Raw genomic sequence first — 21,935 nt, 5'->3', positions numbered from 1 at the left:
TCTTGTCATTGAACCCCCAACTCGATCCCGATCTGCCGCAGCGATTCGCCCTCGCCGTAGAGTCGGGTAGCGTGGCGACCTCGGCTGGGGGAGAGGCCACTTGTTTGTCGTTCGACCCCCATGCGGTTAAGGCGGTGATGAACTGTTTACTCGGTTGTGTCGACCTCCCGCGCGATATCAACGGGACGCATCCCATACCGGTAAAGCTCGACGATTTGAGTGCTTTGGCTCGTAGTCAGGCGCGTCGTACGACGAGTTCGCTGTAAATGTTCCCGCTCAACGTACTCAGAGGTCGCTTGGGTACCGGGGTCCCGCGGGCCGGAATCGCAGCGCGGTGACACTCGAGCGGAAGTCCTGGCGGTCGACAGAGTCGAGCTGGACTCTCTCGCGCAGGCCGGCGAGCAGCGTCGGCCCGTGGCCCGCTAGGACGGGCTGCACTACGAAGACGTATTCGTCGATCAACCCTAGGTTCGCCAGCGCGAGGGGGAGCGTCACCCCGCCGACGAAGAGCCCATCGCCCGGCTCCCGCTTGAGCCGCTCGACCGCTTCACGCAGGTCGCCCTGCAGCAGCTCTGCGTTCCAGTCGACCGACGGAAGCGTGCTCGACACCACATGCTTCTTTGCGCCGTCGATCGCCTCGGCAAAGGGGATCTGCCAGTCGTCCATCCACTCGGGCCAGGTGCCGGAGGCGGGGCGGCGCCAGGCGGACTCCATCATCTCGTAGGTGGTGCGGCCGAAGATAAGGGCGTCGGCTCGCTGCATTTCGGCGGTCCAGAAGCGCATTGACTCCTCGTCGGGTGGGAAGCCCGCCTCGTGGTGGACGCAGCCATCGAGCGTAACGTTGATGGCGTAGCGGAGGGGTCTCATCGTGTTCTCCCTTGATGCACGCGGACTGTTCTCACCGGACGTTACTGGGCGGGTTAGCATTTTGGAATGACCAACCAGGCTCCGACCGAAGACGTCTCGATCGGTGGGGACAGCATCCGGCTCGGGCAGTTCCTGAAGTTCGCCGGGCTGCTCGACTCCGGCGGGGACGTGAAAGAGGCGATCGTCGACGGCGAAGTGACCGTGAACGGCGAGGTCGATCGGCGCCGCGGGCGGCAGCTGCAGCTCGGCGATGTCGTCACGTTCGAGGGGCACAGCGTCCGCGTCTGCGGTTGATGGTGCACGTTCCAACCACGTAACCCGACATCAGCCTTCGACATGACTACCGCGCCAGCGCCGATGCACCACGTTTTTCGTGCCTGGCTGAGCGGAACTAGGTACTTCACCTGATGGGATACGGCAGAGTACGAAGGTGACACTCACGACAGACGACGCGCAATCACTGGTCCCCATCTGGCCCGCATTCGTAATCCCCGTCCTCTCGATCCTCGCGAACGGCGAGACGATGCAACGCCGTGAGCTGCATGACGCGGCGGCGGATGCTGTCGGACTGTCCGCCGATGCTCGGACGGAAACGCTGAACTCTGGTGGCACCCGCTACATGCAGCGAGTCGGCTGGGCGCTCAGCAATCTGTCGAAGGCGGGATGGATCGACCGGCCGGCTCGCGCTCAGTACGCAATCACAGACGCGGGGCGCGAGGCTCTCCGCCTGCACGCGGATGGGTTCGATTACGCCAAGGCGCGGGAGGTATTTAGGCAGTACTGGCCCGAACGACCAGTCCGGGCAACGAGCATTGAATTGAGCGACGCTTCCCCGGTCGATATCGCCGACCCCGTCGAGCAAATTGAGGACGGGATCAATCGCATCGAAAGGGAAGTCGGCGAGGAGCTCCTCGCACGGCTTCGCGAGAGCCACCCAGACTTCTTCGAGCAGGCCGTCGTCGACCTGCTTCTGGCGATGGGTTACGGCGGAGCGGAGCAGCGCGGCAAGCGAATCGGTGGTCCGAACGACGAGGGCGTCGACGGAATCATCGACCAGGACGCGCTCGGCCTCGACCGGATCTATGTGCAGGCCAAGCGCTACAAGGACGGGAACACCATCGGACGGGAAACGATTCAAGCGTTCGTCGGCGCCCTGCACGGGTTCGGTGCGAGCCGCGGGGTGTTTCTCACGACGAGCAGCTTCACATCCGGGGCCATCGAGTATGCCAGGAATGTGCAATCTCGCGTGATCCTTATCGACGGTAAGCGTCTGGTTAGCTTGATGATCAAGTACCGTGTCGGGGTGCAGGTCAAGCGCACCTACGCGACCGTCGAGGTCGATGCTGACTTCTTCGATGAATAGTCGGGACAGACGTGATCACGCCACTCTCGCTCGATGATTCCGATTCGGCCACCGATGATGAGGTGGTCGCGGCCTATGTGGCTGACGGCATGGATGAGGACGGTGCGCGGGCGTTTCTCGCCGTCCTCCGAGGACGCGTCCCGACGGATTGGCCCTTTGATTGAGCGCTGACATGTTCTGAGCGCAGTCATGTCTGCGGAGTCGCTCCATGCGAGGCCGCCTCAGCGAGCCGGTTGCCTAACTGTCCGCCGTCCCAGCTAGGTTCGATATGTCACGCTCGTCATGCGGCGGGTGTGCAAACCAAGGAGACCTCACCCCCGTCATGACACCTGTCACAAAAGAAGGCCAGCGCGCCGAACTACACAAGACGATTTGGCGAATCGCGAACGATTTGCGCGGAAGCGTCGACGGTTGGGACTTCAAGAGCTATGTGCTCGGCATGCTCTTCTACCGATTCATCTCGGAAAACCTTGCCGCCTACATCGACAAGGGCGAACACGAAGCCGGAGACGCGAACTTCGCGTACGCGAAGCTCTCCGACGAGCAGGCCGAGCTTGGTCGAGTCGAGACGGTACGGGAGAAGGGCTTCTACGTCCTCCCGTCCGAACTGTTCAGCAACGTCCGTGCGCGCGCAGCCGGCGACCCGAACCTCAACGAGACACTCGAGCGCGTGTTCAAGAACATCGAGGGCTCGGCGCTCGGCACCGATAGCGAGGAGGACCTCAAAGGCCTCTTCGACGATCTCGACGTCAACAGCTCCAAACTGGGGAACACTGTCGCCAGGCGCAACGAGAAGCTGGTGAAGCTCCTGAACGCCATCGGCGATCTTCCACTCGGCAACTTCGAGGACAACTCGATCGATCTGTTCGGTGACGCCTATGAGTACCTGATGCAGATGTACGCGTCCCAGGCCGGGAAGTCGGGTGGCGAGTACTACACCCCGCAAGAGGTCTCCGACGTTCTGGCGCGGATCACCGTGATGGGCAAGACGCGCGTCAACAAGGTGTACGACCCGGCGTGCGGGTCTGGCTCGCTGCTGCTCAAGTTTGCCAAGGTGCTGGGCGCGGACAACGTCGGCGGTTTCTACGGCCAGGAAATCAACCTGACGACGTACAACCTGGCCCGGATCAATATGTTCCTGCACGAGGTGAACTACGAGAAGTTCGACATTGCACACGGCGACACCCTCATCGAGCCCCAGCACTGGGACGATGAACCGTTCGAGGCCATCGTGTCGAACCCGCCCTACTCGATCAAGTGGGAGGGCGATGCGAATCCACTCCTCATCAACGACGAACGTTTCTCGCCCGCCGGAGTGCTCGCGCCGAAGTCGAAGGCCGACCTCGCCTTCACGATGCACATCCTGAGCTGGCTGGCGGTGAACGGGACGGCGGCGATCGTCGAGTTCCCCGGCGTGCTGTATCGCGGGGGAGCGGAACAGAAGATCCGCAAGCACCTCATCGACAACAACTATGTGGACGCCGTGATCCAGCTGCCCCCGGACCTTTTCTTCGGCACGACGATCGCGACCTGCATCATCGTGCTCAAGAAGTCCAAGTCGGATAACGCCGTGCTGTTCGTGGACGCGTCGGCGGAGTTCACACGAGTGGGCAACAAGAACAAGCTGACGTCGCACCATCAGGACAACATCCTGCGTGCTCTCACGAATCGCGAAAACGATGACCACTTCGCGACGCTTGTCTCGAATGAGGAGATCGCGGCCAACAACTACAACATCGCGGTGTCGTCGTACGTCACGGAAGAAGACACTCGTGAGGTCGTGGACATCGCCGCGCTCAACGCCGACATCGCGCGGATCGTCGCCCGGCAGACCGAGCTGCGGGCGTCGATCGACGCCATCGTCGCTGACCTGGAAAGAGGCGCCGTATGACGGATGAGCCCTCCGGAGAAGTGATTCTCTACCAGCGCGACGACGGCTCACCCGCGATCGAGGTGCGTCTCGATGCGGACACGGTGTGGCTGAGTCAGCAGCAGATCGCGGACCTGTTCCAGACGTCCCGCACAAACGTCGTCGAGCACATCCAGCACATTTACGAGGAGGGTGAACTCGACGAGGAACCAACCTGTCGGAAATCCCGACAGGTTCGCACCGAGGGCTCTCGTCAGGTCGCCCGCGAAATGCGCTTCTACAACCTCGACCTGATCATCTCCGTCGGCTACCGCGTCACGAGCAAAGTCGCGACCCAGTTTCGCGTCTGGGCGACCGCGCGTCTCCGCGACTACCTCGTACAGGGTTACGCGATCAATGAGCGGCGACTCGAGCAGCTCGGCTCTCTCGTGCAGATTCTCGCCCGCTCCAGTGACGAACTGGTTGCCGGGGTTGCCGACGTGCTCGGTGAGTACCTGCCGGGCCTCACCTTGCTCCGCGACTACGACGAAGGACGCATCGACACCGCTCCCGGTGCCGTTCCCGACTGGACGCTCACCCTCGACGAGGCCCGGTCGGTCGTCTCCCACGTGGCCGCTGAGTTCCCCGACGACGGATTGCTCGGCAAGGAGCGCGGGGACGCGCTCGACGGCGTGATCGGAGCGATCTACCAGGGCTTCGGCGGGCAGGATCTGTATCCGACCGTCGAGGAGAAGGCGGCGAACCTGCTGTATCTGGTCGTCAAAGACCACCCGCTCGCGGACGGCAACAAGCGCAGCGCCGCGGCGCTGTTCGTCACCTTCCTCGCCCGCAACGGACTGCTCTTGGGTGCAGGCAGTGCACCGCGCATCACTAACAACGCTCTTGCCGCGATCACTCTGATGGTCGCGATGAGCGACCCCAAGGAGAAAGACATCATGATCGCCCTCCTCATCCGCATGATCACGGAGAGTGGAGCATGAGCCGCATCGACGAGCTGATCGCGCGACACTGCCCGGATGGAGTGCCGCGTCGGCCTCTCAGCTCTCTTGGAAAGCGGAATAAGGGCACTGCCATAACTGCGTCAAAGATGAAGGCGATCGGCGATGGCGGGCCAGTCCGAGTGTTTGCGGGCGGACAGACCGTCGCTGACGTCGCTGAGGACGTGATCCCTGCGAAACACGTGGTTAATGTTCCGAGTATCATCGTGAAGTCTCGCGGGCATATCGGGTTCAGCTATTATGAGCGCCCTTTCACACACAAGAATGAGCTTTGGTCGTACTCGATCAACGATGCGGATGTTGATCAGAAGTTCGTGTACTACTACCTGCTAACGCAGGTCGATAAGCTTCAGGGACTGGCCCGTGCAACGTCAGTGAAGCTCCCACAACTGAGCGTCAAAGACACCGACAATCTCCGAATCCCCGTGCCGCCTCTCGAGGTGCAGCGCGAAATCGTGAGAGTCCTGGACCAGTTCACTCAGCTGGAAGCGGAGCTGGAAGCGGAGCTGGAAGCGCGAACGCAGCAGTATTCTCACTACCGCCTCCGCATGCTGAACAGCATCGTTGGAGAATCTGTCTCGCTGGATAGTCTCGGTAAGTGGCAGGGCGGGGTGACCCCATCCAAAGCCGATCAGCGCTTCTGGGACGGCGGCCACATTCCCTGGCTCGCGTCGATGGACATCAGTGACGAGAGCACCGAGGAGATCCGGGGGCGGGTGACGAACGTGGCAATATCTGAGACGTCGCTCAAGGTTGTTCCCGCTCCTTCCGTGGCCGTCGTCATGCGCTCGAACATTCTCCGTCGACGCCTTCCCATCGGATTGATTCACGTCGACACGACAGTGAACCAGGACGTGCGGGCGCTCATTCCGCGCCCAGGTGTTGATGCGGCATACGTGTACCAGGCTCTTCGGTCGGTGGAAGAAGAGATTCGCGCGGTGTGCGTTCGAACGGACGGATCGATGGCGGCGGTGAACTCGGCAGCTTTCTTCTCGTGGGAGATACCGCTGCCTTCACTTGAGGAGCAACGTCGCGTGGCTGAGCGTCTTCGAGCGTTTGACGCGCTCGTCAATGACCTCAGTGTGGGCCTGCCGGCTGAGATCGCGGCTCGCCGCAAGCAGTACGAGTACTACCGCGACAAGCTCCTGACCTTTGAGGAAGCCGAAGTATGAGTGACAACCGCCCCCTCACCTCCGTTCCGCTCGTCGTCTCAGACGAATCGACGGTCGTCGCCGAGTTCGAGGCCGAGCTGAGTGGCGCATCCGGGTACCAGTCGGAGGCGGTCCTGGAGCAGGAGTTTATTCGGCTGCTGGAGTCGCAGGCATATGAGTACGCGCAGATCTCATCCCCCGCGCAGCTGGAGGCGAATCTGCGTGCCCAGCTTGAGATTCTTAACGACATCACCTTCAGCGATGCGGAGTGGAAGGGGTTCTTCGAGACGCGGATCGCCAGTGCGAACGATGGCATCGTCGAGAAGACCGTGCGCATCCAGGAGGACCACGTCCAGCTCCTGAAACGGGACGACGGGTCGACGAAGAACATCGCGCTGCTGGACAAGGCCAACATTCACAACAACAGGCTGCAGGTCATCAACCAGTACAAGCTCGGCAAGGGTGAGGGTGGCGCGATCTACGCCAATCGGTACGACGTGACCGTGCTCGTGAACGGGTTGCCGATGGTGCACATCGAGCTGAAGCGTCGCGGAGTGGACCTGCGACAGGCGTTCAACCAGATCGAGCGCTACCAGCGGGACAGCTTCTGGGCCGGATCCGCCCTGTTCGAATACGTGCAGCTGTTCGTGATCAGCAACGGGACGCTGACCAAGTATTACTCGAACACGACTCGCGACCGGCACCTCAAGGAAATGCAGAAGCCGGGGCGAGGCCGCAAGACCTCCAACTCGTTCGAGTTCACCTCGTGGTGGGCGGATGCGCAGAACAAGCCGATTCGGGATTTGGCCTCGTTCGCGCGGACGTTCTTCGCCAAGCACACGCTGCTGAACATCCTCACTCGCTACTGCGTGTTGACCGCCGATCGTCTGCTGCTGGTGATGCGGCCGTACCAGATTGTCGCAACGGAGCGGATTCTCCGGAAGATCGTCGTCTCCACCAACTACAAGCAGTTGGGCTCGGTCGCCGCTGGCGGCTACGTGTGGCACACCACTGGTTCCGGCAAGACACTCACGAGTTTCAAGACTGCGCAGCTGGCGACCGCGCTGCCGGGCGTGCACAAGGTGCTCTTCGTCGTGGATCGCAGAGACCTCGATTATCAGACGATGCGGGAATACGACCGGTTTCAGAAAGGGGCCGCGAACTCCAACACATCGACAGCGGTGCTGAGGTCGCAGCTCGAGGATCCGGACGCGCGGATCATCATCACGACGATTCAGAAGCTCTCCTCGTTCATCAAAGCGAACAAGGGCCACGCGATCACGAGCGAGCATGTGGTGATCATCTTCGACGAGTGCCACCGGTCGCAGTTCGGCGACATGCACACGGACATCACGAAGGCGTTCAAGCGCTACAACCTGTTCGGCTTCACGGGAACGCCGATCTTCGGGGTGAATGCGGCCTCCGGTGGGAACCCACAGCTCAAGACCACCGAGCAGGCGTTCGGGGAGAAGCTGCACACCTACACGATCGTCGATGCGATCAACGACAAGAATGTGCTGCCGTTCCGTGCCGACTATGTGGACACGATCGCGGTCGGCGCGGTCATCGACAAGGATGTGCCGGCGGTCGACACCGAGGGTGCATTGTTGGCGCCGGGGCGCATTCAGCAGATCGTCCACTACACGCTGCAGCACTTCGCGCAGAAGACCAGGCGTGCCTCCAGCTACGAGCACTCCATCGTCACCAACGTCGCCGAGTCCAGTCGCGCTCGCCGCCAGGTCGAGGCCGTGCGCGAGCAGCGGCGCGTGCGCGGATTCAACGCGATCTTCGCGACCGCCTCCATCGATGCCGCGCGCCGCTACTACAGCACCTTCCAGAAAGAACAGCAGGACCTGGCGCCGGCCCAACGCCTGAAGATCGGCCTCATCTACTCCTACGGAGCAAACGACGCCAGCGACGATGGCATCATCGAGGACGAGGCCTTCGACACGGATGCGCTCAGCCTGGACGCGCGGGGGTTCCTCGAAGAAGCGATCCAGGACTACAACGATCTGTTCGGCACGAGCTATGACACCACCGCCGACCGCTTCCAGAACTATTACAAGGACCTCTCGCAGCGGCTGAAGAACCGGGAGCTCGACCTCGTCATCGTGGTCAACATGTTCCTGACTGGCTTCGACGCCACGACCCTCAACACGCTGTTCGTCGACAAGAACCTTCGGGCGCACGGCCTTATCCAGGCGTTCTCGCGGACCAATCGCATCCTCAACTCGGTCAAGACGTATGGCAACATCGTCGCTTTTCGCGACCTCCAGAAGGCGACGGACGATGCGCTCGAGCTGTTCGGAAACAAGGATGCGAAATCGGTCGCTCTTCTGGGGCCGTACTCCGAGTACTACGACGAGTACGCGGTGAAGGTCAACGAACTGCTGACTACGTTTCCTGTTGACGAGCGGATCATTGGCGAGGCTGCTCAGAAGGCGTTCATTCAACTGTTCGGACAGATTCTGCGTCTGGAGAACATCCTCGCCTCGTTCGACGAATTCGCAGGAAACGAGATCCTCACCGCGCGGGACATCCAGAACTACCGCAGCGTCTACTTGGACCTCTACTCGGAGTTCCGCAAGGACAAGGACGCGGAGAAGGAGCCCATCAACGATGACCTCGTCTTCGAAATCGAACTGATCAAACAGGTCGAGATCAACGTCGACTACATCCTGATGCTTGTTCAGAAGTACCGCGCCGAGCATGGCGATGGCGAGGATACGGAAGTCCGTGCCCGGATCAGTCGTGACATCGACGCCAGCCCGACGCTTCGCAGCAAGAAGGACCTTATCGAAGCGTTCGTCGACTCCGTCTCGGTCGACGGGGCGGTCGACGAGGAGTGGGAAGCGTTCATCGCGGGCCGCCGCGAATCCGAGCTCGAGGCGATCATCCGCGACGAGAGCCTTCGTCCGAACGAGACGCGGGCCGTCGTCGAAAGCGCCTTCCGAGCTGGCACACTTCGCACGACGGGAACGGAGATCACACGGGTGCTTCCGCCCGCGTCTCGGTTCTCCGCTGACGGTGGTCATGGTGAGAAGAAGCAGCGCGTCATCGACACGCTCAGCGCCTTCGTCGAGCGATTCCTGGGGCTCGCATCCTCGGTCGACCCGGAATGACGGGTCGTACGGGGATGAGCTCCGTACTGGGGCGCCTCGAGGGCCCGAATCGCGGTCCAGACCGGTGCCGCGCTCCGCGAAGAGCGCGGCACCGATCTCGCAGCGCTAACTCAGCATCACGTCGGCCTGATCGCCGCCCAGGAACTCGAGCGGGTGGACGGTGTCCTCGTCGTCCATGACCCACAACCGTGCCTCCGGCGGGCAGTGCGAGAAGAGCTCAACCAGATCCGCGATCGTCCAGTGCTGGTACGTCGGTGATTCGAGGATGCTTCCATCAGTGGTGGGCGCGAGCCGGTATCCCGAGGGGACCTGCGACATCGGGTTCTCCTGTCAGTACAACGCGATCAGCGTTGGCAGCGCTCCCGATTCATGTTCGCCATTCTGGCAGGTCTGCATAAGTGGCGCAGCGCCCCCCTTGCCACCCCACCCCGCGACGCGGCATAGTCGCGCGCGTGGACCTACACCTTTCCGGCGCGAACGCCGTCGTCACCGGGGCCAGTCGCGGCATCGGGCTCGCGACCGCCCGCGCCCTGCTCGCCGAGGGCGCCTCCGTCATCGGGGTTGCCCGGAAGGGCACGCCCGAGACCGACGAGCTTGCGGGGGACGAGCGGTTCCGGTTCGTGGCCGCCGACCTCTCCGATCCCGGGCAGATCGACGGGCTGCGGGAACAGACCGAGCGGGTGGATGTGCTGGTCAACAACGTCGGGTCGGCGCCTCCTCGGCCGGGCGGGTTCGCATCCATCACCGACGACGACTGGATGCGCACGTACGAGCTGAACGCGCTCGCCGGGGTGCGCGTCACCCGGGCGCTGCTCGAGAGGATGCCGGACGGGGCGGCGATCGTCACGATCGCGAGCGAGAACTCGATGCTCGCCGATCCGCTCGTCATGGACTACAGCGCGGCGAAGGCGGCGGCGCTGAGCTTCTCCAAGTCGCTGTCGAAGGAGCTCGGTCCGCGCTGGATCCGCGTCAACTCCATCAGTCCCGGGCCGGTCGCCACCGCGCTCTGGCTGGGCGACGGGGGAGTCGCGCAGACCGTGTCCGCGGCCGGCGGCGGCACGCCAGACGAGGTGCGACGCGGCGCGGAGCAGGCGATAATCACCGGGCGGTTCACGACGCCGGAGGAGGTGGCGACGCTCGTTGTCATGCTGGCGAGCCCGCTGCTCGGGAACCTCACCGGGGCCGACGTGGTGATCGACGGCGGGATGCGGCAGACGATGTGACGCACGAACAGGAGAAGAGCATGGACGACCTTCGAGGATCCGCGGCGGAACGCCTCGCCCAGCTGGATGCGCTCGGGGCGGGAGACGTCACGGACGAGTGGCTGCGCCGCCAGCTGCGGGCGGCCCTGCACGAGCTCGCGCAGGTGGAGCCGGTGGCCGACGCCGAGGCGGAGCGGCGCGAAGACTTCTGAGGCGGCGTCCCGCTCACTCGTGTTCGGGCAGCAGCGGCGTCGACCATCCCGGGTCGCGGCCGAGCTGTGTTGCGCGGGCGACCGAGGACGCGCCGAAGCGGTCGCGGACGGCGTCGAGCACGGTGTCCAGGCGTGCGCCGTCCTCCCACTCGATCGGCAGCTCGGGCTGGAAGCTGTCGGAACGTCCCAGCTGTGACAGCGAGACGCCGATCAGGGTGATGCCGCGCGCCGCGATGTCCGGCCGGGCGGAGGCGAGAAGACCCCGCGCGATCGTGAGCAGCACGGAGGTGCGGTCGGTCGGGTAGCCGAGCGTGCGCGACCGCGTGGCCTTGGCGAAGTCGCCGAAGCGGAGGCGGAGCACGACCGTGCGGCAGGTGCGGTCGCCGTCGCGGAGCCGGCGGGCGAGCCGGTCGAGGATCTGCGTGAGGATCACATCCAGCTCCTCCGGCGTGCGCGGGCGGGAGCCGAGCGCGCGCTGCGAGCCGATGGATCCGCGGCGCTTCGTGGAGTCGACTGGACGCGGGTCACGCAGCCGGGCCAGCGCGTGCAGGTGCGCGCCGCTGGCCTTGCCGAGCAGCCGCTCGGCGGCGGACTCCTCCAGCTCGGCGAGCTGACCGACGGTGCGGATCCCGAGCCGGTGCAGCTTCTCCGCGGTGACGGCGCCGACGCCCCACAGCCGCTCCACCGGGAGCGGAAGCAGGAACTGCTCCTCGCGGTCGGGCTCGACCAGGAGCAGCCCGTCGGGCTTGCTCACGGCGCTGGCGACCTTGGCGAGGAACTTGGTGCGCGCGATCCCGACCGAGATGGCGAGGCCGACCTCGGCGCGGACGCGCTCGCGCAGGTGCGTCGCGATCTGCTCGGGCGAGCCCGCGATGCGCCGGAGGCCGCCGACCTCCAGGAACGCCTCGTCGATCGAGAGCCCCTCGACGAGCGGGGTCGTGTCGCGGAAGATCGCGAACACCGCCTTGCTCGCCGCCGAGTACGCGTCCATCCGCGGAGGAACGATCACGGCCTCTGGGCACAGGTCGCGCGCCTGCCGGCCGCCCATGGCGGTGCGTACGCCGCGCGCCTTCGCCTCGTAGCTCGCCGCCAGCACGACGCCGCCGCCGACGATGACGGGGCGGCCGCGCAGGTGCGGAGCGTCGCGCTGCTCGACGGATGCGTAGAACGCGTCGAGGTCCGCGTGCAGTACGGTCGCCTCGCCGCGCATCCCGCTCTCCGATCGGTCCTGTCCCCAGGGGAATGGTCGCAGGGACCGCGGACATCGGCGGGGCGACGGGGAGCGACGGGGAAAGGAGCGGGCGTCGGCTCAGCCTGCCGCGGTGCGCCCGGTCTCGTGGATGAGTTCCGCGACGCGATCGACGCCCGCAAGCACGGCACGGGGCGCGGCCGAGAGTTCGAGGGCGTGACAGTGGATGGCGACCGGTGCCCCGATGATGTCGAGTGTTCGGGGCTTTTCCTGGCCTGCTGCGTAGACGAGGTGACCGTCCCTCAGACCGTAGCGGGTGCAGTAGGTGACCATCTGGTACACATCGACGTTCGGGTAGCCGGCCGGCCGCTCGGACTTGTACTTGGCGTCGGCCACGGCAGCGATACGATCGCCCCGCTCCCAGACGATGTCGGGGCGCACCACTGCGTGTCCGTCGACATCGAGACGGTCGCTTCTCTGGCTGATCACGCGTCCACCGAAGCGTTCCAAGGATTCGCGCAACGCCTCAGAGACGAAGTCCTCGAAGACCTGGGCGACGTCGACAAGGAACGCCGACGCTGTGTGTCCGCCTGGCCTGTGCTCGATGGACGTGTCCGCGAGGATGAGACGGGCCAGGGCCAGCGCCGGCTGGTAGTGCTCTGTTCGGCGATCGGCGAGCGTCACCGGCGCCGGAAGACCGCGCGGGAGGGCTCCGACGTCGGCGAACATCCCCCGGAAATGGAGTAGCGAGCGCCTCGCGTCGGGCGCGAGGAGGGGGAGTCGGAGCAATCGATGGATCGCGGCCGCGAGGATCCGGTTCTCGTCGATGTCGACAGTGAATTCGTCGAAGCGCAGCTCCAACGGCGAGGCGAGTCCCGGCCTGCGCGTGAACTGGTCGACGAATTCGATGCGTCCGCGCACCACCGTGTCGGTGTCGTACCGTTCGCGATACCCCCGCAAGAGGCCCTGGCCGACTGCCGCGCTCAGCTGCCGGAGGAATGCGTCTGCGACGGCCGGAACGAGGCCGTCAGCGGAATCGAGTGCCGTGTGTTCCGGCTGCCAGATCTGCCGGCGGTGCGCGTAGCCGAGAAGGAAGAAGAGTCTGCTGATCGCAAGCTTGGGCCGGATGTCGACCTGGTGGCCGTCGATCGTAAGCGATCCGACCTTGCGCACCTGGCTCACGGTCCATCTGCCGTCCGTCCCGGACGGGACGACGGTTGCGATCTGGCGAGCATGGAGCGCGACGGCCACCGACCGCGGGAGATCGAACTCCTCCGGCGCGTCCCACTCTTTCAGTACGACGTGCATGCTCAGGCGGTGCGCTTCTGCAGCTCGGCCCGGAGCGCCTCCAAGCCGTAGCGCCCCGCAATGTCCGTCCCGTCCCCATAGTGGTGTTCGGCGAGCAGCGGCAGCAGCTCGTACGTCCAGATCTCCTGGAGTCGCGCCGACCCGAGGTCGCGGTCGGACGCCATCAGGTAGCTCGGGCCCACCCGGAATTCCCGATCGTCGATGCGCTCGTTGAGAAGTGCGAACAGCTCGCCGATCTCAGCGGGCAGGTCGTTTGCATCCAGCCACGCCGGAAGCACCTGGGCGACGGGTGCCTCACCGGGATGCAGTTCGAGGAAGGCGAAGCGGCGGCGCATCGCGGCATCCATCAACGCGATCGAGCGGTCGCTCGTGTTCATCGTGCCGATGATGTAGACGTTCGCGGGAAGGGTGAAGGTGGTGTCCGGCTCGTAGAGGAGGCTGACGCGTTCGTCGCGATACTCGAGCAAGAAATACAGCTCTCCGAAGATCTTCGCGAGATTGCCGCGGTTGATCTCGTCGATGACCAGGACGTAGTTGAGCTCGGGGTTCTTCGCCGCCTCGTCCGCGATGCGCTTCATCGGTCCCGCCTGGAGCGTGTACACGAGCGCACCGTCCTGCGTGGCGGGCCGCAGGCCCTCGAAGAAGTCCTCGTAGGAGTAGCTCGGGTGGAACTGGACGAGCCGAACGCCGCCATCCCCGCCGGCGATGTGGTCGGCCAGGGCGCGGGCGAGGTAGGTCTTCCCGGTGCCGGGAGGTCCGTAGAAGATGATCTGCTTCCGACGGCGCAACACGGCCAGAGTGCGATCAAGCCAGTCAATGCCGATGAACACCCGCGCCGCGAGTTCTTCCGTGGCCGCGGGAAAGGTGGCCTTGTCGAGGGGTAGTTCCGAATCTGCCATTGCATCGGCTGTGTCCGTTTCGTCGCCCCGACGCCACACACGCGCGTACGTGTCGTCATAGAAGTCGACCGCCCTGCCTGCTTTCACTTGGAGGGCGCGCGTAATGCGATTGAGGTCGACGTCGATATCGCCCTGCTCGCCGCCCACCTCGCCTACGAATGCGTCTCGGATCGCGAGCTTCTGGTCGACGGCGACGATCGACTGGAAGTAGTCGGGACGGATCAGATACAGGAGCGCGTTACGTTGCGTGGGGGAAGACGGCCCCTGCACCTCGTCCCTTATGAAGTCTCGCAGGAGAAGCGGATCGTCGAGGAGGGCTAGTTTCCGCTCCGAAGCCAGCCCGACCCACAGGTTCAGCGTGTGGATGATGATCGACATTGCCCCGAACAGTTGGCCGCCCATCCATCGGCCCGGATTGAAGGCGCCCGTCGGCAGGGCTGCCAGTACGACTTCAGGAATGGTGACCGGGTGCTCCATCAGTCCGAGCACCGCCTCGATCCGCTTTCGCTTCCTCGTTTCGCCGATGGTGCGCCTCCAGATGGGAAGCAGCTGCCACGTGACGAGCTCGGCCATCAGCAGCTTCACGTCGTCGGACGCTCCGTCCAGCTGGATCGCAAGCTTGTCGATGAAGTCATCGCCCTCCACGTCCGGCCGCCCCACGAATCGAGCCATCAGCTCGGCGACGTTCGTCGACGTCCAGATCGCGCGCCCGGGAACGAAGACCGACTCACCGCGTCTGAGACCGTTGTCAACGAAGAGTGCCGCGGCGTCCCGCAGCGCCTGGTCGCCTCGCCCGTTGGGAACGATGATCGACGCAAGCTGCGTGTCGACGTCATCCTTCTGGACTGAGGGGGTCGGGATCTCGGGAGAGCTCATTCTCGTCCTTTCGCGTGCACAGGCGGCATTGAGCACGATATCGGCATACCGAGCGGCCGGAACTCGAACGGCGGTGGGTTCCCGCGTTCTGGGGGAACGGGCGCAGGCACCTCTGGCCACTAGTCTGAGATTCGCCGGCGCCCGAGCCGCGCTCCCGACCAGAAGGACCCCGACGATGGACGACGAGATTCAGCTGATCAGCGACGGAGACGGGCTTGCGGTGATCGGCGATCCCGCCGCCGTTGACCGATTCCTTGCTGCCGAGGGACTGGCGTCGTCTGACCTCGGGTTGCCGCGTCTCGGCGCGATCGCACACGTCGCGTCCGCTGGCCTGCAGGCCGGTTCGGAGATCGCCGCCAACTCCGGCCGGTGGGTCAAGCTGACCGAGGAGTCTGCACAGCTGGTCAAGAAGTACGGGCTGATGAAGAGCAAGGACAGCGGGCTCGATCTCGGAGTCGTCTACTCGAAAGGCGACGCCCACGGAATCAAGGCGATCGTCCAGTTCGCGAAGGGGCCAGGTGCGGCTCTGACGAATCCGGCGATCCTGGCCGGCGCCGCGGGCATCATGGCGCAGCTCGCTATGCAGCAGACGATGGACGAGATCATCGGCTACCTGCAGACCATCGACGAGAAGGTCGACGATATCCTCCGTGCGCAGAAGGACGGGGTGCTCTCGGAGATGATCGCTGCGCACCTGGTGATCGAGGAAGCGATGCTCATCCGTGACAACGTCGGACGTGTCTCGGAGGTGACCTGGTCCAAGGTCCAGACCACCTCGATATCGGTCGCGAGCACGCAGATGTACGCCTTGCGTCAGCTCGATGCGCTCGCCGAGAAGCTCGAGAACAAAGCCAAGGCGGGAGACCTGGCCAAGGCGGTTCAGGACGCGGAGGCACGCGTCCGTGAGTGGCTTGCCGTGCTCGCCCGCTGTTTCCAACTGCAGGATGCGCTGGCGGTGCTCGAACTCGACCGGGTTCTGGACGCATCTCCCGAGGAACTCGACCGCCATCGCCTCGGTCTGCGTGCTGCGAGGAGGACACGCATCGAGCAGGTCTCCCGCAGCACGGGACAGTTGTTGTCCCGTGTCGAGAGGACGGCCGCGCGCGCGAATGCCAAGGTGCTCCTGCACCCCGGCGCCTCACGTTCCGCCGTCGGATCGAGCGAGAAGGTCGCAGCGGCGCTTGCCGACTTCCACGCTCTGCTCGGAATCGAGAGCGCCCGCGAGCAGCTCACGGCAACCCGATGGCGGGATGCGGCAGCGGACGCCAAGGACAAAGCGATCGAAGCGGGCGCAGACGGCGTTGACGCGGCACTGCGCATCGGGAACAGCGGGGTCGATCGGGCCAAGGCGGTGGTGGGACGGTTGTCCGACGAGGTCGCAGAGCGGACGCACAGGAACCGCGGACCGTCCGGTCGCGACGGCTGAACGTTCGACGTTCAGCCGTCCGTGGCGATCCCGATGCCGAGGCAGCCGGGCGCGGCCGGAGCGCCGGCGATCACCGTCTCGTGAACGCCATGGCGGCGGCCCGCATCAGCCCGAGGACCGTCCCCACGATTGTGCTTCCGCCCACGGCGACTCCGATCAGCATGAGCAGTGGCTTCCAGGCTGCATACATCGACGGGATGATGCATCCCGTCGGCGATGTGCACGGCTGGTTCGCGATCCCACGCAGGATGAGAATACCCACCAGGACCGCGGTTGCGACGGCCCACAAGCGAAGGACGTGCAGCAGAATCGCGCGCCGCGTTGGCCGGGGCTGGCTGGTCCGACGGGCTGGCGGGCGTCGCTTCTTGCGCGGTGCCGGTGTGTTCGCGTTCGCGCCGGACTCAGGGAGCCCGACCCTCGCGACGAGGCGCTCGAATCGCTGCATGACCCTGAGGGTGTCGGCCGCTCTCGGATCGACGTGCCAGGTCCCCGGCTCCTCTGCGGCCAGTTTGATGAGTTCACGTTTGGTGGCAGCGAGAGGCGTGGACTGCGCCGTCAGCCATGCGACCAGAGAGTGCGCATCCACAACCGCGATCGATCGATCGCGCGGCGACCGTGAGTCCTTCAGCGATGAGACTCCGACGAGCGCGATGACGGAGGTGACCGGCACCGGGAAGCCCGACTTCACCGAGAGCCGGCGACCGACGTCGGCGCCGTCGCGGTGGGCCGCTGACAGATACGGCTTGTTCGCGCCGTTCACACGCAGGACGCGATCGCCAACCCACACGGCGGCGCCGGCATGGTGCTTGGTATTGATGGCGAAGACGCCGCCCGGTCCGATGACAAGGTGATCGACATCCTTCGTCCCGGCGCCGATCGGGACCGAGTGCCGGACGAACCACTCCGGTCCGAGTTCCTGCAACAGGGCACCGACCGCGATCTCACCAAGCGCGCCTCGGTACCACGGCCACGCGTCGCCGTGGAGGATCACACGTTCCTCGGTCCGGAGGGAAGGGTTCTGCTGCTCTGCAGCATGCTGCACTTCGAGGCACTTGAGGGCCACCGCGTAGCCGGCAGGGCGCGACGACAGCGCGTTGATGCCCGCGAAGTCTGTGCGCGTACCTGCGGTCGTGACCGCTTCGGCCGGAACATCCCCCATGGATGGCGACGCTATCGAAATCGCCGCCGCGCCACTCACCCCAGTCGAGGGGATGCCGCCCCCGAGGCGTCCGCGAGGCGAGGGGCGACGGGCGCGACGGTTGTCGACCGCCGGCTCAGCAGAGCGAGCTGCCGTCCGACCGTCCCGCCCCACGGAGCACCGCCGACCCGGAGCCGAGCTCGGACCATCCTCCCGTCACGCCGAACTCGGCGATGCCCGCGGTGCGCATGACGACGGCGTCGCCGGCGAGGAGGGAGGCCAGCTGCTCCATCCCTGGATTGTGGCCGACCAGGACCACGGTGCGGACGTCGTCCGGCACGTCGCCGAGGACGTCAAGGAGCTGGTCGGTGGATGCCGCGTACACGCGGTCGTCGAGTCGTGCGGGAGGAACGGTGGGGAGTTCCGCGGACGCGAGCTCCCACGTCTCGCGTGCGCGGCGCGCCGGGGAGACGATGGCCAGGTCGATCGAGTCCGCGCGGCTCGCGAGCCAGCGCCCGGCGAGCGGAGCCTGAGCGCGGCCGCGCTCGGCCAGCGGCCGGTCGAGGTCCGCGAGGGACCCCGACCAGTCCGACTTGGCGTGCCGCAGGAGAAGGAGGGTGCGCTCTGTCGTCGTCACCCACCCAGTGTGGCGCAGGGCCGTCAGTTCCAGGCGTCGATCTTCTGATCGCGCGGGGCCGGTGCGCCCGCCCCGGTCTCCAGGAGGGACTTGAGACTCATCAGGAAGACGCCCCACTTGGTGCTGCAGTGGTGCATGAAGGGGACCGGCTCCGCCCATCCCTCGTGGATGAAGCGGACGAGGGTGTAGTCGCCGTCCGGCTCGATGGCGAAGTCGACGTGGGTGCCGATCCACTCGGCGGGTCCGTCGACCACCTCCCAGCGGACGTGGGAGCCGGGGTCGAGCGCGACGACCTTCATGTCGATGTCGCCCGGCTCGAAGCGGAACTGGATGACGCCGTCCAGCGACGGGTCGCCAGAGGTGTTCTCGGTCCACCAGCCTGAGAGGCCGTCGAGGGTGGTGAGGGCGCGGTAGGCCTCGTCGGCGGAGGCGTCCTTGACGCCCACCTGATGCAGGATGTCGACCATTCTTCAGTGTCCTTTCGTGATGGGTTGCGCGGCGTAGGCGGCGAGGCCGGTCAGGCAATCCGTCCAGCCGTCGCCGTGCGCATCGACCGCCGCCTGGTGCGGCAGGCGCTCATGGGTGATGACCACCTCGGTGCCGGATGCGCGCGGCTCGAAGTCGACGGTGACGAGCGTGTCCTCGTCCTCGGTGACGGGGGAGCGCCAGGTGAAGGCGAGGCGGCGCGGCCGGTCGATGGTCAGGTAGGTCCCGCGGTGCACGATGGGCGCCTCCAGCGTGTGCATGATGATGCGGAACTCGCCGCCGACGCGGGGGTCGGCGGTCACGTCGGAGTGCGTGGTGGGGCCGGGACGCATCCACACGGCCAGGGCCTCCGGGTCGAGCCAGGCGTCGAAGAGCGGCTCGGGGGCGGCGGCGATGAGGCGGGAGACGACGAGCGGGGCGGTCATCGGGCGTCCTCCGGCGACGTGTCGGCGTCCGTGACGGCGCCCGGGCCGGTGCCCGAACCGGTGACGAAGCGGTCGAGGGCGGCGAGGCGGTCGGTCCAGAAGGCGCGGTAGTGGTCGATCCACGCGGCCGCCTCGGCCATGGGATCGGCGTTGAGCGAGAGAACGTGGTTGCGGCCCTGGACGGTGCGGGTCACGAGGCCGGCCTGCTCGAGCACGCGCACGTGCTTGGAGACGGAGTTGAGCGAGATCGTGAAGTTGCTCGCGACGTCGGTGACGCGTTCGTCGCCGGCGGCGAGCCGGCTCAGGATCTCCCGCCGGGTCGGATCGGAGATGGCGCCGAAGACGCGGTCGAGTGTGGCTGTTTGATATTCACCCATGTGGGTGAATATAGCATGGCGAGGGAGATGCCGCTACCGGCCCCCGAACTGGTGGCGGGTTGCTCGGAGGCCCACGGCGCGGCCGCCCATAGGGTCCATCGAGTGACGGAGATCAGGGACGCGGTGGACGCTGCGATCGCGGGGACATTGACGGACGCAGGATGGGCCCAGCTGCTACGGGAGGGCATCGCGTCCGGGCAGGAACTGGACTTCATGCCCCGTGCCCGTGACTACCGGGTGATCTCCCGGCTGATCCGGCTCGGGCACGTTCCTGCGGTCAGCGTTGCCGCGCCGGTCGTCCGCGAGGCGCTGCTGAACCACGCGGCGCACGACCCGAACGGGCTGCTCGTGCGGGGGCTGCGCATCGTGGGCGAGCTGGACCTCGACTTCGCGACGCTCGGCTTCCCGGTCCGGATGACGGGCGTGCGCATCGAGGGCGACCTCGGGATGACGTCGCTGCGGGCGGGGGATGTGGAGTTCGCCGGGTCCTGGATGCGGAACGTCCGGCTGAGTCATGCCCGCGTCGAGAACGACCTCTCGCTGGTGGACTCGGTCGTCGACGGGAGCATCGACGCCACGGTCGCGTCCTTCGGCGCGCTGAATCTCGGGGGAGTCCGGGTCTCCTCGCTCGAGAACGCGGCGAAGGCGCTGGTGATCGAGCTGGCGGACGTCGCCGGAGACCTCCAGCTGGGGGACGCGGACATCCGCGGGGCGGTCTCCGCGATCGGCGTCGATGTGCGCGGCTCCTTCCTGCTGGACGATGCCCGGCTGGGGATGCCGGTGCCGGTCACCCGCGGCCGGGGCCGCCGCCCCTCGGCCGCTCCCCGGCCCCGGAGGCCGCGCAACCCGGCAGAGTGCATGCTGTGCCTCGACAGTGCTCGGATCGGGGGAGTGCTCGACCTGTCCGGCGTGGTCTCGGGGGCGTCCATCCTCGCCAGAGGCGTCACCGTGGGCGGCCAGGCGAAGTTCTCGCGCCTGCAGATCCGCTCGTTCGGCGCTGCTCCCTCCGTGCTCTCCCTCGACGGGACCACGGTCGTCCACGACGTGTTCCTCGACAGGATCGTGGCCCCGCAGGTCTCGATGACCGGCGGATCCATCGGCAGCGACCTCTCGCTGCGCGAAGCCCGGTTGACGCACGTCGACTCTGTGTCCGCGCGATTCGACGAGACCACCGTCGGCGAATGGCTGATCCTCGACGGGAGCACCATGGCGGCCCGGTTCCAGCTGCGCGGCGCCGCAGTCGGCGCCCAGCTCTCGGCGGTGCCGTCGGGAGCGCACGTCACCCGGATCGAGCAGATCGACCTGTCGCGCAGCACCATCGGCGGCGACGTCACCCTTGCGGCCGAGATCCCTCAGGGCCTGATCGCGAACCGCACCGACATGCGGAGCGTGTTCCACCTGAACCGTGCGGTGCGGATCGGTCCGCCTGCGGCCGCCGCCTCGCCGGCGGGCGCGGTCGTCATCGCCCGGAACGCGACCATCCACCGGCTCCAGCTCGGACTCGACATCCCGCTCGACGGTCCCCTCGACCTCTCCGGCGCGCGCATCGACGTGCTGGACGTCGGGGAGTTGACGGACGAGAACACCCCGGTCGGAGCGCATGCGGACGGCGCCGGGGAGGCGGACCCCGCGACCCGCTTGCCATCCATCCGCCCCACCGGGACCATCGAGATCGGGTCGGTTTCGGGGTTCCTCAACGACGGCTGGCGGCACGCGGCGGCCTGGCTCGACGGTCGGCCGGCGCCGAAGCCGGCACCCGAGTCGAGACGGACGGACGACGCGAGGGCGCAGCGACGCGGGCGCACCTTCGGCATCCAGCCCTGGATGGCGCTCGCCGCCGTCTTCGAGAACTCCGGACGCGAGTCCGAGGCGCGGCGCCTCAAGTTCGAGGCGACCGACCGATTGTTCCGGCACCGCTCCAACTGGTTCTCGTCGGCGGTCTGGCGCCGCATCACCAAGATCACGATCGGTCACGGCTACTACTCGCAGCTCGCGCTGGTGTGGCTCGCCGGCCTGTGGCTCGCGACGACGATCCTGATCGCGGTGAACCCGGCGGCGTTCTCGCCGACGGACCGCGAGGCGGCGATGGAGCAGCCGACGGCCGTCTCGACGGTGGTTCCGGACCCCGTGCCGCCGGACGAGAGCGTCGCGACGCTCACCACGGGGTCCAGCGACCCTGCGCCGACGGCCTACCCGGCCTTCTCCGCGCCCCTCTACGCCGTGGATGTCGTGGTGTCACCGGTCGGCACCGGCCAGTCGGCGGCCTGGTGGGTGAGCGGCGACCTGTGGCTGAGCGCGCTCATCACGCTGATCAAGCTGACTGCGTGGAGCCTGCTCGGCCTCTTCGTGACGGGAGTTTCGGGCATCCTGAGCAAGAGGTGACGGGGGG

At 66.0% G+C, this 21,935-nt stretch carries 21 protein-coding genes; 11 read left to right on the top strand and 10 right to left on the bottom strand.

Annotation, left to right across the window (positions count from 1 at the left end):
* Positions 1-285: 285 nt before the first annotated feature.
* Entirely contained in the window at positions 286-867 is a 582-nt protein-coding gene (locus AAME72_RS01260) for a dihydrofolate reductase family protein (RefSeq protein ID WP_348788450.1), read from the bottom strand.
* Between the two features lie 66 nt (positions 868-933).
* Between AAME72_RS01260 and AAME72_RS01255 the strand changes: the two genes are divergently transcribed.
* The 7 genes from AAME72_RS01255 (at position 934) to AAME72_RS01225 (ending at position 9,371) form a co-directional block, all read left to right on the top strand.
* A complete protein-coding gene (locus AAME72_RS01255; protein ID WP_348788449.1) occupies positions 934-1,161 on the top strand; it encodes an RNA-binding S4 domain-containing protein in 228 nt (75 codons plus the stop codon).
* Between the two features lie 136 nt (positions 1,162-1,297).
* Complete coding sequence (locus AAME72_RS01250; RefSeq protein ID WP_348788448.1) at positions 1,298-2,230, top strand: restriction endonuclease; 933 nt, start codon at positions 1,298-1,300, stop codon at positions 2,228-2,230.
* A gap of 11 nt (positions 2,231-2,241) precedes the next feature.
* Positions 2,242-2,394 carry a hypothetical protein gene (locus AAME72_RS01245; protein ID WP_348788447.1) on the top strand — a complete coding sequence of 51 codons (153 nt, stop codon included), beginning with the start codon at positions 2,242-2,244 and terminating at the stop codon, positions 2,392-2,394.
* Between the two features lie 158 nt (positions 2,395-2,552).
* The gene (locus AAME72_RS01240; protein WP_348788446.1) at positions 2,553-4,121 is read left to right on the top strand and encodes a type I restriction-modification system subunit M; all 1,569 of its coding nucleotides are present in this window, start codon (positions 2,553-2,555) and stop codon (positions 4,119-4,121) included.
* Positions 4,118-5,080, top strand: a complete 963-nt coding sequence (rhuM, locus tag AAME72_RS01235; RefSeq protein WP_348788445.1) for a RhuM family protein — start codon at positions 4,118-4,120, stop codon at positions 5,078-5,080. Before AAME72_RS01240 ends, rhuM begins: the two co-directional genes overlap by 4 nt.
* Positions 5,077-6,270 (top strand): restriction endonuclease subunit S, encoded by a 1,194-nt coding sequence (locus tag AAME72_RS01230; RefSeq protein ID WP_348788444.1) that lies wholly within the window; start codon positions 5,077-5,079, stop codon positions 6,268-6,270. Before rhuM ends, AAME72_RS01230 begins: the two co-directional genes overlap by 4 nt.
* Complete coding sequence (locus AAME72_RS01225) at positions 6,267-9,371, top strand: type I restriction endonuclease subunit R (protein ID WP_348788443.1); 3,105 nt, start codon at positions 6,267-6,269, stop codon at positions 9,369-9,371. Before AAME72_RS01230 ends, AAME72_RS01225 begins: the two co-directional genes overlap by 4 nt.
* 105 nt (positions 9,372-9,476) lie before the next feature.
* Here AAME72_RS01225 and AAME72_RS01220 read toward each other — a convergent pair whose 3' ends face one another.
* Positions 9,477-9,689 carry a hypothetical protein gene (locus AAME72_RS01220; protein WP_348788442.1) on the bottom strand — a complete coding sequence of 71 codons (213 nt, stop codon included), beginning with the start codon at positions 9,687-9,689 and terminating at the stop codon, positions 9,477-9,479.
* Between the two features lie 134 nt (positions 9,690-9,823).
* Between AAME72_RS01220 and AAME72_RS01215 the strand changes: the two genes are divergently transcribed.
* Both AAME72_RS01215 and AAME72_RS01210 read left to right on the top strand, forming a co-directional pair.
* Complete coding sequence (locus AAME72_RS01215; protein WP_348788441.1) at positions 9,824-10,594, top strand: SDR family oxidoreductase; 771 nt, start codon at positions 9,824-9,826, stop codon at positions 10,592-10,594.
* A 20-nt stretch (positions 10,595-10,614) separates the two neighbouring features.
* Positions 10,615-10,785 carry a hypothetical protein gene (locus AAME72_RS01210; protein WP_348788440.1) on the top strand — a complete coding sequence of 57 codons (171 nt, stop codon included), beginning with the start codon at positions 10,615-10,617 and terminating at the stop codon, positions 10,783-10,785.
* A gap of 13 nt (positions 10,786-10,798) precedes the next feature.
* Here AAME72_RS01210 and dinB read toward each other — a convergent pair whose 3' ends face one another.
* The 3 genes from dinB to AAME72_RS01195 all read right to left on the bottom strand — a co-directional run bounded on the left by dinB (position 10,799) and on the right by AAME72_RS01195 (position 15,057).
* Complete coding sequence (gene dinB, locus AAME72_RS01205) at positions 10,799-11,995, bottom strand: DNA polymerase IV (protein ID WP_348788439.1); 1,197 nt, start codon at positions 11,993-11,995, stop codon at positions 10,799-10,801.
* Between the two features lie 99 nt (positions 11,996-12,094).
* Complete coding sequence (locus AAME72_RS01200; protein ID WP_348788438.1) at positions 12,095-13,282, bottom strand: restriction endonuclease; 1,188 nt, start codon at positions 13,280-13,282, stop codon at positions 12,095-12,097.
* Between the two features lie 2 nt (positions 13,283-13,284).
* Positions 13,285-15,057: an AAA family ATPase gene (locus tag AAME72_RS01195; RefSeq protein ID WP_348788437.1), complete on the bottom strand. Its 1,773-nt coding sequence runs from the start codon at positions 15,055-15,057 to the stop codon at positions 13,285-13,287.
* Between the two features lie 175 nt (positions 15,058-15,232).
* Here AAME72_RS01195 and AAME72_RS01190 point away from each other — a divergent pair, with 175 nt between their 5' ends.
* Positions 15,233-16,483 (top strand): hypothetical protein, encoded by a 1,251-nt coding sequence (locus tag AAME72_RS01190; protein WP_348788436.1) that lies wholly within the window; start codon positions 15,233-15,235, stop codon positions 16,481-16,483.
* A gap of 70 nt (positions 16,484-16,553) precedes the next feature.
* Here AAME72_RS01190 and AAME72_RS01185 read toward each other — a convergent pair whose 3' ends face one another.
* The 5 genes from AAME72_RS01185 to AAME72_RS01165 form a co-directional block, all read right to left on the bottom strand.
* Positions 16,554-17,642: a nuclease-related domain-containing protein gene (locus AAME72_RS01185; RefSeq protein ID WP_348788435.1), complete on the bottom strand. Its 1,089-nt coding sequence runs from the start codon at positions 17,640-17,642 to the stop codon at positions 16,554-16,556.
* A gap of 115 nt (positions 17,643-17,757) precedes the next feature.
* A complete protein-coding gene (locus tag AAME72_RS01180; RefSeq protein ID WP_348788434.1) occupies positions 17,758-18,258 on the bottom strand; it encodes a histidine phosphatase family protein in 501 nt (166 codons plus the stop codon).
* A gap of 23 nt (positions 18,259-18,281) precedes the next feature.
* Positions 18,282-18,725, bottom strand: coding sequence for an SRPBCC domain-containing protein (locus AAME72_RS01175; RefSeq protein WP_348788433.1), 444 nt, complete (start codon positions 18,723-18,725; stop codon positions 18,282-18,284).
* Positions 18,726-18,728: 3 nt separating this feature from the next.
* Complete coding sequence (locus AAME72_RS01170) at positions 18,729-19,169, bottom strand: SRPBCC domain-containing protein (protein WP_348788432.1); 441 nt, start codon at positions 19,167-19,169, stop codon at positions 18,729-18,731.
* Positions 19,166-19,546 carry a helix-turn-helix transcriptional regulator gene (locus tag AAME72_RS01165; RefSeq protein WP_348788431.1) on the bottom strand — a complete coding sequence of 127 codons (381 nt, stop codon included), beginning with the start codon at positions 19,544-19,546 and terminating at the stop codon, positions 19,166-19,168. Before AAME72_RS01165 ends, AAME72_RS01170 begins: the two co-directional genes overlap by 4 nt.
* A 102-nt stretch (positions 19,547-19,648) precedes the next feature.
* On the opposite strand from AAME72_RS01165, the gene AAME72_RS01160 reads away from it, so the two are divergent.
* Positions 19,649-21,928, top strand: a complete 2,280-nt coding sequence (locus AAME72_RS01160; protein WP_348788430.1) for a hypothetical protein — start codon at positions 19,649-19,651, stop codon at positions 21,926-21,928.
* Positions 21,929-21,935 lie beyond the last annotated feature (7 nt).

It is taken from the genome of Leifsonia sp. NPDC080035 (assembly GCF_040050925.1).
Taxonomy (GTDB): Bacteria; Actinomycetota; Actinomycetes; order Actinomycetales; family Microbacteriaceae; genus Leifsonia.
Note: the sequence above shows the minus strand (reverse complement) of the source record. Positions and strands in the feature narration are given on the sequence as shown.

What these genes read in the sequence shown, in the direction of transcription:
- rhuM (WP_348788445.1), top strand. Translation starts at nt 4,118, where the DNA reads ATGACGGATGAGCCCTCCGGAGAAGTGATTCTCTACCAGCGCGACGAC.
- dinB (WP_348788439.1), bottom strand. Translation starts at nt 11,995, where the DNA reads ATGCGCGGCGAGGCGACCGTACTGCACGCGGACCTCGACGCGTTCTAC.
- AAME72_RS01240 (WP_348788446.1), top strand. Translation starts at nt 2,553, where the DNA reads ATGACACCTGTCACAAAAGAAGGCCAGCGCGCCGAACTACACAAGACG.
- AAME72_RS01230 (WP_348788444.1), top strand. Translation starts at nt 5,077, where the DNA reads ATGAGCCGCATCGACGAGCTGATCGCGCGACACTGCCCGGATGGAGTG.
- AAME72_RS01260 (WP_348788450.1), bottom strand. Translation starts at nt 867, where the DNA reads ATGAGACCCCTCCGCTACGCCATCAACGTTACGCTCGATGGCTGCGTC.
- AAME72_RS01195 (WP_348788437.1), bottom strand. Translation starts at nt 15,057, where the DNA reads ATGAGCTCTCCCGAGATCCCGACCCCCTCAGTCCAGAAGGATGACGTC.
- AAME72_RS01185 (WP_348788435.1), bottom strand. Translation starts at nt 17,642, where the DNA reads ATGGGGGATGTTCCGGCCGAAGCGGTCACGACCGCAGGTACGCGCACA.
- AAME72_RS01255 (WP_348788449.1), top strand. Translation starts at nt 934, where the DNA reads ATGACCAACCAGGCTCCGACCGAAGACGTCTCGATCGGTGGGGACAGC.
- AAME72_RS01190 (WP_348788436.1), top strand. Translation starts at nt 15,233, where the DNA reads ATGGACGACGAGATTCAGCTGATCAGCGACGGAGACGGGCTTGCGGTG.
- AAME72_RS01175 (WP_348788433.1), bottom strand. Translation starts at nt 18,725, where the DNA reads ATGGTCGACATCCTGCATCAGGTGGGCGTCAAGGACGCCTCCGCCGAC.
- AAME72_RS01200 (WP_348788438.1), bottom strand. Translation starts at nt 13,282, where the DNA reads ATGCACGTCGTACTGAAAGAGTGGGACGCGCCGGAGGAGTTCGATCTC.
- AAME72_RS01220 (WP_348788442.1), bottom strand. Translation starts at nt 9,689, where the DNA reads ATGTCGCAGGTCCCCTCGGGATACCGGCTCGCGCCCACCACTGATGGA.
- AAME72_RS01170 (WP_348788432.1), bottom strand. Translation starts at nt 19,169, where the DNA reads ATGACCGCCCCGCTCGTCGTCTCCCGCCTCATCGCCGCCGCCCCCGAG.
- AAME72_RS01165 (WP_348788431.1), bottom strand. Translation starts at nt 19,546, where the DNA reads ATGGGTGAATATCAAACAGCCACACTCGACCGCGTCTTCGGCGCCATC.
- AAME72_RS01210 (WP_348788440.1), top strand. Translation starts at nt 10,615, where the DNA reads ATGGACGACCTTCGAGGATCCGCGGCGGAACGCCTCGCCCAGCTGGAT.
- AAME72_RS01225 (WP_348788443.1), top strand. Translation starts at nt 6,267, where the DNA reads ATGAGTGACAACCGCCCCCTCACCTCCGTTCCGCTCGTCGTCTCAGAC.